Annotated in this window: 18 protein-coding genes; all 18 read right to left on the reverse strand. The window is 62.0% G+C overall.

Annotation, left to right across the window (positions count from 1 at the left end; all coding sequences use genetic code 11):
* Positions 1–838: 838 nt before the first annotated feature.
* Positions 839–1,513, reverse strand: a complete 675-nt coding sequence (locus IPK75_20580) for a hypothetical protein (protein ID MBK8200740.1) — start codon at positions 1,511–1,513, stop codon at positions 839–841.
* Positions 1,503–1,643 (reverse strand): hypothetical protein, encoded by a 141-nt coding sequence (locus IPK75_20585; protein ID MBK8200741.1) that lies wholly within the window; start codon positions 1,641–1,643, stop codon positions 1,503–1,505. Before IPK75_20585 ends, IPK75_20580 begins: the two co-directional genes overlap by 11 nt.
* A 13-nt stretch (positions 1,644–1,656) precedes the next feature.
* Positions 1,657–2,127: a hypothetical protein gene (locus IPK75_20590; protein ID MBK8200742.1), complete on the reverse strand. Its 471-nt coding sequence runs from the start codon at positions 2,125–2,127 to the stop codon at positions 1,657–1,659.
* A 157-nt stretch (positions 2,128–2,284) separates the two neighbouring features.
* Positions 2,285–2,464, reverse strand: a complete 180-nt coding sequence (locus IPK75_20595) for a hypothetical protein (protein MBK8200743.1) — start codon at positions 2,462–2,464, stop codon at positions 2,285–2,287.
* On the reverse strand, positions 2,451–3,077 hold the full coding sequence (locus tag IPK75_20600; protein ID MBK8200744.1) for a hypothetical protein: 627 nt from the start codon (positions 3,075–3,077) through the stop codon (positions 2,451–2,453). The genes IPK75_20595 and IPK75_20600 overlap by 14 nt, the downstream gene beginning before the upstream one ends.
* Positions 3,078–3,186: 109 nt before the next feature.
* Entirely contained in the window at positions 3,187–3,951 is a 765-nt protein-coding gene (locus IPK75_20605) for a hypothetical protein (protein ID MBK8200745.1), read from the reverse strand.
* Between the two features lie 2 nt (positions 3,952–3,953).
* Positions 3,954–4,301, reverse strand: a complete 348-nt coding sequence (locus IPK75_20610) for a hypothetical protein (protein MBK8200746.1) — start codon at positions 4,299–4,301, stop codon at positions 3,954–3,956.
* A 125-nt stretch (positions 4,302–4,426) separates the two neighbouring features.
* On the reverse strand, positions 4,427–4,948 hold the full coding sequence (locus IPK75_20615; GenBank protein MBK8200747.1) for a hypothetical protein: 522 nt from the start codon (positions 4,946–4,948) through the stop codon (positions 4,427–4,429).
* 227 nt (positions 4,949–5,175) lie between these two features.
* Positions 5,176–5,370 (reverse strand): hypothetical protein, encoded by a 195-nt coding sequence (locus tag IPK75_20620; protein MBK8200748.1) that lies wholly within the window; start codon positions 5,368–5,370, stop codon positions 5,176–5,178.
* A 54-nt stretch (positions 5,371–5,424) separates the two neighbouring features.
* Positions 5,425–5,706 (reverse strand): hypothetical protein, encoded by a 282-nt coding sequence (locus IPK75_20625; GenBank protein ID MBK8200749.1) that lies wholly within the window; start codon positions 5,704–5,706, stop codon positions 5,425–5,427.
* A gap of 31 nt (positions 5,707–5,737) precedes the next feature.
* Positions 5,738–6,472 (reverse strand): hypothetical protein, encoded by a 735-nt coding sequence (locus IPK75_20630; protein ID MBK8200750.1) that lies wholly within the window; start codon positions 6,470–6,472, stop codon positions 5,738–5,740.
* Positions 6,409–7,020, reverse strand: coding sequence for a hypothetical protein (locus tag IPK75_20635; GenBank protein ID MBK8200751.1), 612 nt, complete (start codon positions 7,018–7,020; stop codon positions 6,409–6,411). Before IPK75_20635 ends, IPK75_20630 begins: the two co-directional genes overlap by 64 nt.
* Positions 7,017–7,214: a hypothetical protein gene (locus tag IPK75_20640; protein ID MBK8200752.1), complete on the reverse strand. Its 198-nt coding sequence runs from the start codon at positions 7,212–7,214 to the stop codon at positions 7,017–7,019. Before IPK75_20640 ends, IPK75_20635 begins: the two co-directional genes overlap by 4 nt.
* The gene (locus IPK75_20645; protein ID MBK8200753.1) at positions 7,214–9,325 is read right to left on the reverse strand and encodes a hypothetical protein; all 2,112 of its coding nucleotides are present in this window, start codon (positions 9,323–9,325) and stop codon (positions 7,214–7,216) included. The genes IPK75_20640 and IPK75_20645 overlap by 1 nt, the downstream gene beginning before the upstream one ends.
* A gap of 548 nt (positions 9,326–9,873) precedes the next feature.
* Positions 9,874–10,173 (reverse strand): hypothetical protein, encoded by a 300-nt coding sequence (locus IPK75_20650; protein ID MBK8200754.1) that lies wholly within the window; start codon positions 10,171–10,173, stop codon positions 9,874–9,876.
* 243 nt (positions 10,174–10,416) lie between these two features.
* Entirely contained in the window at positions 10,417–10,626 is a 210-nt protein-coding gene (locus IPK75_20655) for a hypothetical protein (GenBank protein ID MBK8200755.1), read from the reverse strand.
* Positions 10,627–10,837: 211 nt separating this feature from the next.
* Positions 10,838–11,152: a hypothetical protein gene (locus IPK75_20660; protein MBK8200756.1), complete on the reverse strand. Its 315-nt coding sequence runs from the start codon at positions 11,150–11,152 to the stop codon at positions 10,838–10,840.
* Between the two features lies 1 nt (position 11,153).
* Complete coding sequence (locus tag IPK75_20665; protein ID MBK8200757.1) at positions 11,154–12,473, reverse strand: AAA family ATPase; 1,320 nt, start codon at positions 12,471–12,473, stop codon at positions 11,154–11,156.
* Between the last annotated feature and the right edge of the window lie 1,037 nt (positions 12,474–13,510).

Below are 13,510 nucleotides of genomic sequence, written 5' to 3' on the forward strand. Positions count from 1 at the left end.
GATCCGGCCCGGGTCACGGCCAAGCAACTGCCGCCAAACGCGAACCGCTGCTGATGAAACCCGGCGCACGACGGATACCCTCGGCCGCCGCCCCACGCCGGCGAGCGCCAGTTTTCCACCCGCCGCCGCCTACCGCCGTCGTCGCACAGGCGGCGAGCGGATGATGCCTGACATTCTGCCGTAGCAGACGACCAACCGGTGAGTTCGATAAACCCGCCCGCGATATCAGCGAACTTGCCGACGTCAACCGTGCGAAACCGCCCCGTTGCCAAGGTGAGCGTGACGACGGCGCCCACCGGGTCTTTCTTGTCGGGCGTGCATGCCGTGTTTGGCGAGCCAACAATGCGCCACTGTTGAGCACCGAACGCCAGCGCCGGAAACGGCCGATTGACCTGAGCGGTCTGGCGACGTGCTCGGCGAGATAGCCGATGATAGTTGCCTGTCCGCCGCCTGCCTCAACCAATCTATCCACGTCGCTGGTAGGAACGCCGACGCAACGCTAAGGGTGACCGTGCCCGTAGCCGCAGAAAATGACTAGCGCCACAAGGAACTCATGCCCCGGCTCGTACGTCGCTGGCGGCGAAAACGGCAGATCGGAGAACACCCGCAGTGTGTCCGGTGCGGGTCAACGCACGCGGCGGGTGAGCGGCATGGAACAGGTACCAGCACGTCGAAACTCTGCGTGTACGTGAGTTCGAGCACATCCGCCTCCGAATACGGAGACGCCACCTCGTAGGCCGCGCTGCCCCGAAACAATCTGCGCCTCATCCTTGTAGAACCGGAAATATCGCTCCGGCCTCGATCATATATGCCTGCGTGGTCGAGAAGCGGAACGGGATCAGACGCGATCGCCGGCGTGAACCTTCGTCGACGCAATGAACCGCGTGCCAGGCCGCTTGCTCAATCCGCCTTCCTTGCGGACGAACATGTTTTCCAGCAGGTAGCATCCGTTTTCTCGCGCCGTCAGGCCAACGCGGGCGGCAAGCAGGGCTAATCTCCCCCGCTGTGAACGAGTTGCGCAGGATGTTAGCGCGCGCCATTGGCTACACCCACGATTCAGGGGCGAACTGATTGACCCACGATCCGACTTGCTGCGCTTGCGGCGTGCCTCCGCTCCGTCCACCGCGGCGGCATCAACCAGCGCCTGCCGGTAAAGCTGATGCATCGCCTGCATGGCGGTATCCGATCCAGTGATGCGGCGGGCGTTCGTCCACGCCATCGCAGCCCGACGACGGCGGCGAGCAGGCCGCTCATCTGAATGTCTTCGCCATCTCCCGATCGGTTGGCGGATGGCGAGACGGCAAGGTTTCGCGTGTACAACACGTCGAGCGGCGCCGGCGCATTGGTCATCAGCCGCCGGCCGCGCCGTGTCCATGGGTCGCTGCTCGATCAGCCCGCGCACCCGCAAGCAATCGCCGGGGAGGATGAACTGCCGGGCGTAGTCTCTCGGCGCGCTGACTTCTGCCGCCAGTGTCGCCGTTGCCGTCGCGTCGTTCCACACGTCAAGCTCCAAGAACGGCTTCCATCGTGGCGCGGAACGTCGCGCGGGCACAAACGGCGGCGGTCGATTGTTCCTCGAAAGAACTAATCGGCCGCTCGCCGAGCGCCTCAATCCCGATGTTGACGATATCAATCGGTGTCACCGGGATTTTCCCCTTACGCGAAGATGACGTGGCCGCCAGGCGCGCCGCCGCCGGGATGTATCCATTGCCGGGTGCGCCGGCGACAGTGGCGTTGACCACCATATCCGCCGACAGAATCCATCGCCACGTTTAGCGGGATGAACACTGTCGCGGCTGCGGAAACGTCCAGGTCCTCCGCAAACGCGGTCGCCAGCGCGTTGACGGCGGTCGCGTTGTCGCTCTTCGTGTGGGCCTCGTACCCGATATCGAGCACGCGGCTTGAACCGAACGCCGAGCACGCCACCACCATGCCGATGACGGTATGCTTGCCGGCCGGCATCTTGACGAGCCCTTGTGTCGATGTGGCGTCGCCAGCCGCAGCGCCTTGAGTGAAGTCGAACGGCTGGACCTTTAGGTCCATCTGACGCTGAGTGCGGGTCAAAGCCGTGGTGAGCGTGCCCTCCTGCGTCTTCAGGATGGTGGATCGCTCGGTTGTAACTCCCATCTTGGTAGCCCTTTCCTATCGGCCGTGGCTTACGCCTCGGAGCATTTGACCTCGGCGATCATCTTCTCTTCGGCACGACCGCCCCGAACTGAGCGTGCGCGTGCGCCTGCCACGGCAGGCCTTCCCAATCCTTGCGCTGGGAAGGTCAGTCGTCAGCTCACGGGTAACGCCGACGCGCGCCCATTGGCATCCACACGGGGCACCGTCGGTAGGAGTTTCCGTCCACCGGTAATGCCTGATAATTGTGGAAGTCGATGTTCAGGTAATTCAACCGGCCGGTGCGCTCGAACTGCCCGAGCAAACTGTCGCGGTCGGTCACCTTGTCATCGTTCAGCATGTCTTTTGAGCTGCTTGGCGGTGATCGCCATATGCAAGCCGTTGCCCGGCCCGTCGTCCATGATCGCTTCGTTCTGGACGAACAGAGCAAAGACGGCGTTCAGCTTTGCGCGGTTGAGTCCGGTGGCGGCCGGCGTGCCGCTGTTGACGACATCGACGGCGATGACCTGGCCCGCAGGGAACGTGACATCAGTGTCATCGCCCGGCAGCGTCTTGCCGCGCTTGACGGCGGCGAACATCGCAGCGACGGCAACCGGATCCTTGCGGCGGTTGTACGTCATGGCGATCTGCCGCATCACCGAACTGGTCGGATCGGTCAGCCGCACGGTGTCGGAGAAATACGGCCAGTGCTTCGTGAACTTCCACGAAGCGGTTTGCAACCACCGGCGGGTGAACTGCAGCTCGCTAACGGTGATCGGCTGATAGTCCGAGCCGGGAACAAACGGCAGCGGGTCTTCAAACGGCGCGATTTCGTCGAAGGAAAGGCCCTGCTCTGCGTCGACGTTGAACGGCTCGCAATACTGCCAGATCCGGCTCGTCTCTTGCTGCAGCAGCAGCCGCAGCTTGTCATGGTAAGCAACCTGCACTTGATTTTCAGTAGGTCCGAGTGCCATAGCACACCTCGCGTTGATCCAAACTGCGTCTGTTTGGGTTGCCCGCGAGGCGCGGACCCGGTTAGTGGTAGGCTAGTTTTCCAGACCCGTCTTGAACGGGTTGCCCGGATTATCTCTTAAGCGCGAACCCGCGGATGATGTATCTGCCGGTTCCCGATTTCGTAAACGTCCCGCCGCCGATCGTGCCGGCGAGCGGCATGTCCGCTATCAGCAGGAACAGCCGCATGGTATCGGCCGTCGCCTGCGAGGCCATTGCCCATTTTCCGCCCGTCTCGCCAGTGAAGCCGGGGACTGTTTCCGACGCGGAGAGCGCGCCGAATTGCAGCGCCAGCCGGCCCGGCGCGTCCGTCGTCACAGGGGCATCGGCGATCGAAGTGGCTGCGCCCGGGACGACCGCCGGGCCGATCACTGCCGTCGGATTAGCGTTGCTGAACGCGTGAATAACCGATTGCTGCGTACCGAGCGCCGTGCCACCCGCATTGGTAATTGATACGGTGCCCGTTTCTGTCCCGTCGGCGACCTTGCGATGTATCCATTGCCGAGTGGTGCCGGTCGTGTCCGCATAGAGCAGTTCCCAGCCATCGGGAAACGTGTATGTAGCAGCCGCCTGCGTTGAGTTGTTCATGTGCGCTGTCTGCATCAGCAGCACGTCGCCGGCCTGTGCCCGCGGGAAGCCGGGCGTTATCGCGACATTGCCGGCAACACGGCTGTACGCTCCGCTGCCTTGGTACATTGGCATCGGCGGGATGCCAAGGCCGAAGAAGCGCGGGGAGAAGTACCGCGGGGCAAAATGCCGCAAAGTCACAAGTTCGTTCAGCACGCCCCGATCATCGGGCGGGCGGCGGAAATCAGTGAACACATTGCGGCGCAGCATCGCTATTTCCCGATGAGCTGCAACACGAGGCCAGTATCGCCAGCCTGGTAGTCGCCAGTCGCAACGCCGACGTCGAACTCGTAGACGTCCGGCAGGCCGGTGAAGTGCGTCACCAGCGACCCGGCCGAGCCCATGTCAGCGGCGACGATCTTCTTGACCGTATCCCATGCGCCCGCCACGCCATCATTCGCGGCCGCCTTCAGCCGCTGGCGGAACGTGACGACTGACCCGGACGTAAGCGCCGACACAACCGTCAGCGACAGTGCGCCATCAGCCGGCGAGACGGCGCCGGCGGTGGTGCTCAGCCACGTGTTCTGTGCGGTGACCGCTATGCGGTTTTTGTCGGCCAAGTCTACCTCCTATGCGCCGGCAGCGATCTTGCGCTGGATGGCGGTTTCCCACTGTGCCCGCGCCTGGCGCTGCGCCTCTGGGCCACTCTTGCCTTTGATGCGGCTCTGGAAGTCGCCGTCGGCAATCAGCCTGTCAACCTCGGATGCCGCGCTTGCTGCGCCAGCACCCCCGCCAGGGTCGCGCCGTCCTCCGACGTGTCGCGCCCGATCGCTGCGAACATCTTGCGGAACGTCGGGTCGGCGTCGAAGCCGTCCTGCTTCAGCCAGTCGCGGAACTCATCGCCGCCATACTTCGACACGGCGCGATCAGCCAGAGCAGTGCGGGTGTCGTATTCCGCTCCCCACTCGCGCCGCAACGCCGCCTCGCCCTCTTGCGCGCGCTTTGCCATCTCGGCTTCGTGGTTGCGCATCGCCTCGACGTTGGCCCGATGCAATTCTTCATTCAGCGTCTGCACCGCCGCCGGCGCGAGCCCGAGCTTATGAAAGACGGGAAGCCGCGCCTTGATCAGGTTTTCGTCGTACGGGTAATCGTCCGGCAGATCCTTCGGCTTCTCCAGCTTGTAGCCGTCGGGCGTCTCGGGGCGTCCAAGCGCCGAATAAACCTTGTCGAAAGCGCCAGGAGCATGCGGGTCATCGGGCAGCCGCAACAGCTTATCCTTTGGCGCTCCGAGCAGCTTCTCGGCGTTGATGTACGAGCGCGCGACGTGCGGCAGCGCTTCGGCCGGATCGCCGAGCTTGTCCCAGCCCCTTCGCCGTAGCCGCGAGCTTCAGGTCATCCGGCCACGCCCATGCCTGCGCAGCGGGTGCTGGCGCGTCGGTGGTGACCGGTGGCGGCGGCGCGTCGGTTGTCGCAACTGGTGCGGCCGAAGTAATCTCAGTCAAAGAACTCTCCATCTTTCACGTGGCCGTAGACGATTTGCTGCACTTGATCGTTGTCAAGCGCCATTTGTTCGGTGATCCACAATATCACGCTGCGCTGCCCTTCGCGATATGCACTCTCGTGCGTGTCCCCGGCGCAATAGGTGGACCCGATTGCACGAAAGCGCGCCGCCAGATCAGCCAGCACCACCCACCGGAGCCATCGGCAAATGCGCCCCGGTAGATCGAGGCGCGGCGCCGGAGCCTACCCAGCATAGGTGCTCTCCGCGTCCGCGGCCAACTTGGCAACGGTGGCGCCGGTTATTGCGGTCTGCCCCAGCGCAGCCATCTGCTGCTGCTTGGCCTCGGCCTCGCGCATCGCCTGCACACGCTCACGCGATGCCAGCACCTTGAGCGGCGCCCCGAACGCCTTGGCTAGCTCGCGGATCGTCTCTTCGCTATCGACCACGGCAGCGGCGCGCGGATCGAACTGCGCCACAAGCGCTGCGCCTTCCAGCGTGCGCTGAATGGATTCCGCAACCGCCAACTCCTTGCCCTGTGAGATGACAGAGCGGAACTCAACGTCGTAATCTGCGAATGATCCCTCTTGCGGCGGCTCGATAACGCCCGCGCGGATCAGCAGCCCGAAGAACCGCTTGCCGGCCGGCTCGGCCATCTCTTGCTCGAGCCGCCCCACCGGTGCGCCCATGCGCCGCGCCATCTGCTGCCGGCGCCCGATCCATTCGGTTGCCGTCATGTTCGGCGACTCGGGCGGCTGAAGAAAAGTAGAAATATGCCTCGCGGATCGCGTTGCGCCGATCGTGCTCGTACTCAAGCAGGAACGGCAAGCCTTCCGCCGACGGCCACTTCCGCACCTCGGCATTCGCCGCCGCGACGTTGGTAGAGTAGCTGTGCACCGCGCCTGGCCGGCGCGCTTGGCTCAGTCCGCGGCGAAACATCCCATCGGGCACGTAGACCTCTGGCTCCGCGGTGTACTGTCCGGCCTTGAGGTTGGTGCGGCCCATCGCGTTGACGCGGATCACCTCGTCGAGCACGGTCATTCCAGGCGACCAGCCGTAGGCCGAGCAGCCCGAACGATCCCAACGCGGCACGACAAAGGGGAACTCGATAAACCCGCCCTCGTCAAGCAGATGCTTGGTGTCTTCCTCGATGTAGACGCTGGCCCAGGGCATCCGCGTCCGCGATGCGCCTGGCACCTCCCAGCGCGGGTGCACCGAATGCAGGATCGTCACCTTCTCGCCGGGATACTTTTCCAGCCGCTGCCGCACCGTGGCGATGCGCGATCGCCCCACGTCTCGACCACCTGGCGGACGGTCATCGGGTAGCGCCGCATGCGGGTATCAACTATGCCGTACGCGTTTTCGCCGATGACGATTTCCGACGCCGGCTCGTATTTGCAGATTAGATGTTTGCCGGGGACATCGCTGATGAACATGCATCCATGGCCGAGCCCGGCAGTGGAGCGCAACACCGATTGCCGCGCCGTCGTCCAACCCGAGCGCGGATGATCAATCGCGGCGTTGAGGTTATGCGTCGCGTACGCCGCCCACTCAGCAGCATAGCCGCCCATCTCCATAGCGCGATCGTCACGCGGCACGACTTCGAACGGGTCGCGCCGAAACAGCATCTCATCGAGGCCGGCGACGAGGTTGTCCAGCACCTCACGGCCGGTGTCGTCAACAGTCGGCGACGTCGGCGGACCGTCTGGATTGACGCCCCAATTTTCCGCCTCCTGCGGAAAGAAGTAGCGCACGAGCTTGCGCCACTTGTCCTCGCGCGCCGATCGCTCGGATAGCAGTTCTGACCACCGCTGAATGATGCTGTTGGCGGTGTCTGTCATTGGCCGAGCAGCACCTTTGGGGCGGTCGGAGCCGGGTTGACGAGCCCGAAGCCACCGGTGACCAGCGTGCTCGAGCGCCCGGCCGCCAGGCGGTTGCGCTTCTCCTCGAGGCGCCGCGCCTCGTTCGCCGCATCGTCGTCAACAACCGGGACGGGGGGCGGTGCTTTCGGTGCCTTCGGTGTCCCGCCCATCATCAATGCTCCATCATGTTCCACGGCCGGCGCGAGCCCGGCCACTCGTCAACAGCCGCCGTGATCGGCCGGTGCATGGCGCCAATTCGGAACGAGTCGCAATTGTGGACGATCGCCCCGTTCGCCAGCGCGAACTGCCCAACATCAGGAACCGTCAGGCACCACACATCCGATGTTTCGGAGAGCGTCCTTACGCGCTCGATACGCAACGCCCTTGCATGCTTCGCTACAGTATTTTTGGCTGTGCCCGCTTTTCCGTACGAGCGCGTTAAAGACTTGCCCGCAACCTCCGCACGGCTTCGGCTCTCGCTTCCACTTTGTCCAGTTCTTGGCTCTTTCCGCATGACGGCGATGCCATAACCTTCCTGTTTCAGACCGATGCCACTCAGCCGCGCGGTCCAGCGCAACTTGCCCAAATCCCGCCCGGAATCTGACCTTGCCAAGATTTTCTGAGGCAGGCATGCACTCAAGGTTTGAAATGCTATTGTTTGCTGGCTCGTGGTCGCGATGATGGATGTGACACCCGCTCGGAATATCTCCGAAAGCAGCCGACCATACTTCTCGGTGAAGCTTCTTGCCGCCCCTAGAATAGTACCTTTCAGACGGCCAAAGCCGATAAAGGCCACCGTCAAAATACTGTGTGAGCGCATCGAGCACGACAGGATCACTGAACCCGGATAAAGGGACTCTGCGGATTTCCACCCGTTCTCCGTCAGAAACAAATGATCCGGCGTACATCTCACCGTATACCCTCCTGCGAACTCCACTTCCACAAGTCGGGCATTGGCCCTCGTTACTCTCGGATTCGAGTACCGCTTCCAGCCACATGTCGTTTGGACCTCTCCATTAAACGGTAGGTCCATTATACGACACGTTCCGTAACGCGTCAGTACTTTAGTTTCGCCAACAAAACAGCCATGTGAAGACCAATCGTGGTGCGGAACGTCCTGATATGTCTGCCGCTTCTCGTCGTACTCACGGTGGTACTGGCGCAGCGCTGCAATGCCGCGCTTGCACCGCTCGGCATCAAACCAGCACCGCGGCAGCATCCGACGCACCTGGTCGATACCGTCGGCGCGGTATCCCTTCTCCGAGAGCGGGATCGTAGATTGGATTGTAGGCTGCACGCCCAGGCCAACGAGCGTGGCGGCGCGCGTTTCGCCGACGCTGATGTCCCGGCTGCGGGTGTCGTGCGGCATCACGTGCTCGCCGTAGAGATACCCGCACTCGGCGGCGCGTTCCTTGAGCATCTTGGCGTAAAACGGCAGGCCCTCGCCGCTCGCCTCGAAATAATCGATGAGATGCACGGCAGCGCCGACCCGCTGCACGAACCACACTGCGGTCGCATCGCTGATACCCAAATCCCACCACGTCTCGACCAGCTTCGCGGGATCGTGTGGGACTTTGGTGATGCGGCCCTCGTCTTGAGCACGCGTCATCAACCGGCCGTAGTATGCGCCCGGCATCGCGGCAGTGAAGTCGCACAGGTACTCTTGCCGAAACCGCGCGTCGCCTTCCTCGTCGCCGAACAGGTCGATGAGCTCGCGGCGCTCACGCTCGAGCGTGACGTCTGAAAACACGCCCGTCTTGGTGGCAGGCGTAATCTCCGCGTGCCACTCTGGATCGTTGCGCGCCGCCTCGAACATCGATGCCGCATGATTGAGGCCGCGCGGGGTGGTGATGAAAAGAGCCCACCCGTCGTTTTCCGCGAGGATCGGGCGCAGGAAAGCCCACGCCTGCGGGTCCGCGAGCGCCCACTCAGAAGCAACTATGCCAACGGGCGACGTGCCGACCAACGAATTGTAATTGTCGCTACCCACAAGTTGCCACGTCGAGCCGTTGACGAACTCGATGAACATGTCGTTGTCTCTTGTGCGCGCTCTAATTTCCATAGGAAACGCCTGATCGATGCGCTTGCGCTGCTTGTTATTTAACGAAGTCCAAATAGCTTTACGGGCTTGATCTTTTTGAGGAAGCATATGCCAGTAATTACCCGGTCTCGTCATCGCAGATACAGCGGTCCAATTTAGCGCCACATCATCTTTGCCTGCGCGTCTGTGCCAAATTGCGATCGCCCGTTTGCCACCGCTCTCCATGTACTTCCACAGAGGCATTTGGTACGGGCGCGGCTGCCAGCCACTAGGGATGACAACTTGCGGCACGTGGCCTCCTGTTGTTTACCTGTTGGCTCTGAGTTGCCCACCGGCAATTGTCTGGCTCGTAATTGCCGTCGTTGTCGATACGATCCAGCGTCAACCCAACGGGCCGCTCGCCCATATCCTCGTAGAAATTCTCGAACGAAAGCCACCGGTCACAGACGGCTATGCCGCGCCCGCCGTAATATTTGAAGTTGTGCCGCTTTGGATTCCTGCACCTAGCGAGCATCGCCACCCATGATTTGTGGGTGTGGCTCCCGAACATTCCATGCGTGGTGCGTGGACCGACAACGATCGCCTCGTTCACGGCCGTGATCCGCGCAATGCTAACATCAAGCGAAAGACACCCGCACGAAGACGTTTTGCCTGCCCGAAGGTACGAGCCATTGAACACGCCGGAGTTTCCACAGTCACAAACGGCCGCCCAGCGGTATGCCCGGCTCGTTCCGCCGCCGCCCTCACCGCGGGCCGTAACGACAAGGCGCCCAAACCTGCGGCCAATCATCTCAATTGACTTCGGCATCATCCGCCTGTTTGAAGAATTGCCTAATTTCAATTTGCAGCGGCCCGCCGTCTTCGCCAGTCACCGCCACTTGCTGCGGCGGCTTGCCATCGAGGCGATTAGCGACTTCCTGAATAGCAACGATGTTGCCCTCTTCAGCCAGCGAAACGAGCCTGTTGGCGATAACCGTAATCCGCTTCTCGCCGTCGCCACCGCGCTGGCAAACGAGAACGCGAACAGCATCAGAAAACATCTTTTCAACCGATCCGATTGGCCTTCCCGACCTACCCGGTTTACCAGCCATTTGAAAAACCTCATGCTCTTGAGATTTTAAGCCTATGCCGCTTGCGGATAATCGAGATAAATCTCCAGCACATGCGCAATTTCAGTCATCGTCAGCCCGACAATCCACAAGGCAGATACACCGGCATCATGATAACTGATGGATTGCGCGTCTGTCACGGGGTTTGGTCTACCGGCTGCGCTGCATGGCCCCAGATGCCGCCGCTTGGTCCACCATCGGCGGCCGGCTTTTAGTGTCTCGCAATCACCCTTCCTTGTTGTCCGCCGAGCACGGGAGTTCTTCTTCCGCCTCGTCCTCCCTTTGCCGCAGTTCGGCATTCTGCCGCTCGATCGCCTTGATGACATCAACCGTCTGCTGAAAGCGCTTTGCGAGATAGTCAAGCGTCCTAGCCTGGGCCCGGATGTCGAGGGCGGCGAAGGCGGTTATGATGGTGAGTTCGGGATCGTTGGTCATGATGTGGTGCTCCTTTCTGTTGCGCCGTTTGAACGAGCCTCCCTAGGGATGGACCCACCCCTCAAAAGAGGGGCCGTCCCCAATGAGAGCCCCAATAAAGGGGGCTCATTGGGGCGTGCCCCATTGATGGGTTTATCCCTAGGCAAATTTCATTGGGGCAAACCCCAATCAGCCCCAATGAAAGCGGAATGAAAAAATCCATTGGGGCGCCTCACGTTGGCCTTTTCGAGCCGTCTACGAACAGCCCCTTGCGTGTTTCCCGCTTGCTGGGAGATTTGTGATCTGCAACCACGAGCAAGCCTGATTTTACCCACGCTTGGATGATCTCGCGGCATTGTCCCTCTGTCTTGTCGGGGGCTTGTTCTTGGATCAGGCGCCAGGCTGCGCGATCGGTCGCGGCGTTGGCGTTTGAGTAGCGATCTCCGTCCGGCATGCCAGCGTCGATATTGTCGAGGACGAGGTTGAGCGTTTCCTTATTCAGACCGTCCCATGTTTCCGGCGGCGTCCACGGCTCGACTGCCTGCACGTTATCTCCTGCTGGGTAGTCTGGCGTCTGGTTCCCCGATTGGAATTGATGCGAGGCGATACCATCGGGCTTTTGATGCACGTGGCGCGAGGTTAGCTTTTGCGTCGTCGATGCGGATCAATCGGACACGATCGTCATCGAGCACGCCCATCTTCGATGCTTCGTCAGTCGTCATGCCGGTAACGGTGAGAGACACGCGAGCCGCTGCGACGATGGCGCCCGCACCTCGCGCCAGGTCCGCATCCCCGGGCGTCGCCTGTCCCTTGCGGTTGTGATGCAGGACGAGGCATGCGCAGTTGCACTTGTCGGCGATACGGACGAGCGCGCGCATCACCACGTCTATGCCGTCGTTGCTGTTCTCAGGAGCGCCAGAGAGCTTCACAAAGGGGTCGAGGATCACGACGTCGCTTCGGTGCCGACGGATTGTCTCGGCTATCCTGTCGGCGCCGCCGGTCTCTACGACATCGCCTGTTTCGGACATCTTGGTCAGGCTGACGGTTGAGCCGGTGAGGCAGACGACAGCGAGCCACCCGGCGCCGATAAGATCGATGCCGTGATGCATGCGCGCGGCCTTCAGGCGACGCCGCATCTCCTCCATGTTGTCTTCTGCTGTGACGATCAGCACGCGCGATCGGTGATGCACCCTATCGCCTACCAGCGGCCTCCCGGTAGCTAGGGAAAGCGCCCATGCGATCGCGACGGATGATTTGCCGACGCCACCGGCCGACGCCATCACCGTGACGTATTGACGGCATAGCATGGTCCCGAGCAGCCAGCCGCGCGGCGGGATTGCGCCGAGGTTGAGGTCTTCGGCGTCCTCGTAGATGTACGATCCGCGCGTGTAGCCATAATCGACATCGATGTTCGAGATGCCGATGCCGGCGAGCGATATTGCTTCGCTGACGTCGTGCCCGTTGTAGGCGTGCGTTGATAGCTCGTCGGCGATCCCGATGAGTTGCCGCCGGCACGCGTCCGCCTTTATCCCGCGGGCATACGATTCGGCAACGGACGGCGTAACGCTGGAATCGGCAAGATGCAGCAGGTATTTCGGGGTGATCTGCGTTGAGTCGTCGGAGTTCGTGAAGAACGATCGCAGCGTCACCGGATCGGCGGCGTGACCGGCCTCGATGAGCTCGACGCAATGCGCGTAGATTTTCTGGTGCTCGACGAGGATGAAATGCTCTGTCTGCAGAACGGGGCTTACCTTGTCGTACGCCTTTCTGCCGAAGACGAAGATTGATCCGAGCACCGCAACTTCCGCATCGATGTTGTGCGGGAGCCGGCGGTTGTAAACTCCGCGGTTGGCGGCAAGCATCTCCATCACTTCGCCTCCGCACGTCGGCGCGCTCGCGACGCTCACGAACTTTGCCGCCACCGCCTCGCGCGCCTCGCGGGTCTATACGCACGCATGGCGTGATCGTCATGTTGCCGTCGTCGTCGACGAACACATGCCCAATCATCCGAGGCGTCATACGAGCCCCCCAGCACATCGGGCGCAGAGCCACTCCCGAAACCAACCGCCGGCCGTGTCCTTAATCTCGCTCCACCCGTCCCGTAGCGCCTCGTCGCGTGCCGCGCGCTGCCCCTCTCCCCACTGCCGGCCATCGACCTGCACAGCCGGCCCGGTCGCGTCGCACGAGACGCACGCGGCGCGGTATTCGAGCGGGTGCGGCATCTCATCCCCGATCGCGGTGCAGGTTATTGGCATCACAAAGGGTGCTCGTCGAAAAAACAATCTAGCGCGCCGCTAAGTCCGTCAGTCATTGCGGCGTTGTACCCACGCATGTAGTCGCCCGTTTCTCCAAGTTCGTCTATATCCCTCAGTCATACAGAAATTTTCCGCGCACCATTTCGTGAACCTCGGATCATGTCTCTCGCCGCATCGCTTAATCTTGAAAACGCGTCATCAAAACGCAGAGTCTTCCAACATCATCTCCATGCCCCCTTGCCTATCATTTCCGCGCAGCGTCGCGCACGCTCGGGCGTCAAAGTCGTTGTAAGACGCTCACTGCATCCCAAGCTCGGCCTTGATACGCTTCAGCAGCGCCAGGTCTTTCGACTTGTTCATGCTGCGCTGGTGCCTGCTCTTGTGGCTCGCCTTTTCTTTCCATTCCTCTGGCATCGGCTTGACCCTTGTTCCATCCACCCATCACACCACCCCCGCTTCCGGCACTGGCACGTCGCACCGGCACCTTGCAGCCGCACAACCTCATCCCATCCGGCGTGGCGCGTAGCCTCGACGCGCTGTAGTTGCGCCTGCGGATAGCATCGAGTTCTCGCTGATCAGCCGATCTGCCCGCGCGCGTTCGTCGGCCAGTCAAAGCAGATGCGGCGTAGATCGAGGTCGTTAGTCATTCG

The organism is Acidobacteriota bacterium, assembly GCA_016712445.1.
Lineage (GTDB): Bacteria > Pseudomonadota > Alphaproteobacteria > Caulobacterales > Hyphomonadaceae > Hyphomonas.

Bases quoted from the DNA above. Each gene is read 5' to 3' on its own strand.
- IPK75_20665 (MBK8200757.1), bottom strand. From the start codon at position 12,473: ATGGAGATGCTTGCCGCCAACCGCGGAGTTTACAACCGCCGGCTCCCG.
- IPK75_20605 (MBK8200745.1), bottom strand. From the start codon at position 3,951: ATGCTGCGCCGCAATGTGTTCACTGATTTCCGCCGCCCGCCCGATGAT.
- IPK75_20650 (MBK8200754.1), bottom strand. From the start codon at position 10,173: ATGGCTGGTAAACCGGGTAGGTCGGGAAGGCCAATCGGATCGGTTGAA.
- IPK75_20600 (MBK8200744.1), bottom strand. From the start codon at position 3,077: ATGGCACTCGGACCTACTGAAAATCAAGTGCAGGTTGCTTACCATGAC.
- IPK75_20590 (MBK8200742.1), bottom strand. From the start codon at position 2,127: ATGGGAGTTACAACCGAGCGATCCACCATCCTGAAGACGCAGGAGGGC.
- IPK75_20635 (MBK8200751.1), bottom strand. From the start codon at position 7,020: ATGACAGACACCGCCAACAGCATCATTCAGCGGTGGTCAGAACTGCTA.
- IPK75_20645 (MBK8200753.1), bottom strand. From the start codon at position 9,325: ATGCCTCTGTGGAAGTACATGGAGAGCGGTGGCAAACGGGCGATCGCA.
- IPK75_20640 (MBK8200752.1), bottom strand. From the start codon at position 7,214: ATGATGGGCGGGACACCGAAGGCACCGAAAGCACCGCCCCCCGTCCCG.
- IPK75_20595 (MBK8200743.1), bottom strand. From the start codon at position 2,464: ATGCTGAACGATGACAAGGTGACCGACCGCGACAGTTTGCTCGGGCAG.
- IPK75_20655 (MBK8200755.1), bottom strand. From the start codon at position 10,626: ATGACCAACGATCCCGAACTCACCATCATAACCGCCTTCGCCGCCCTC.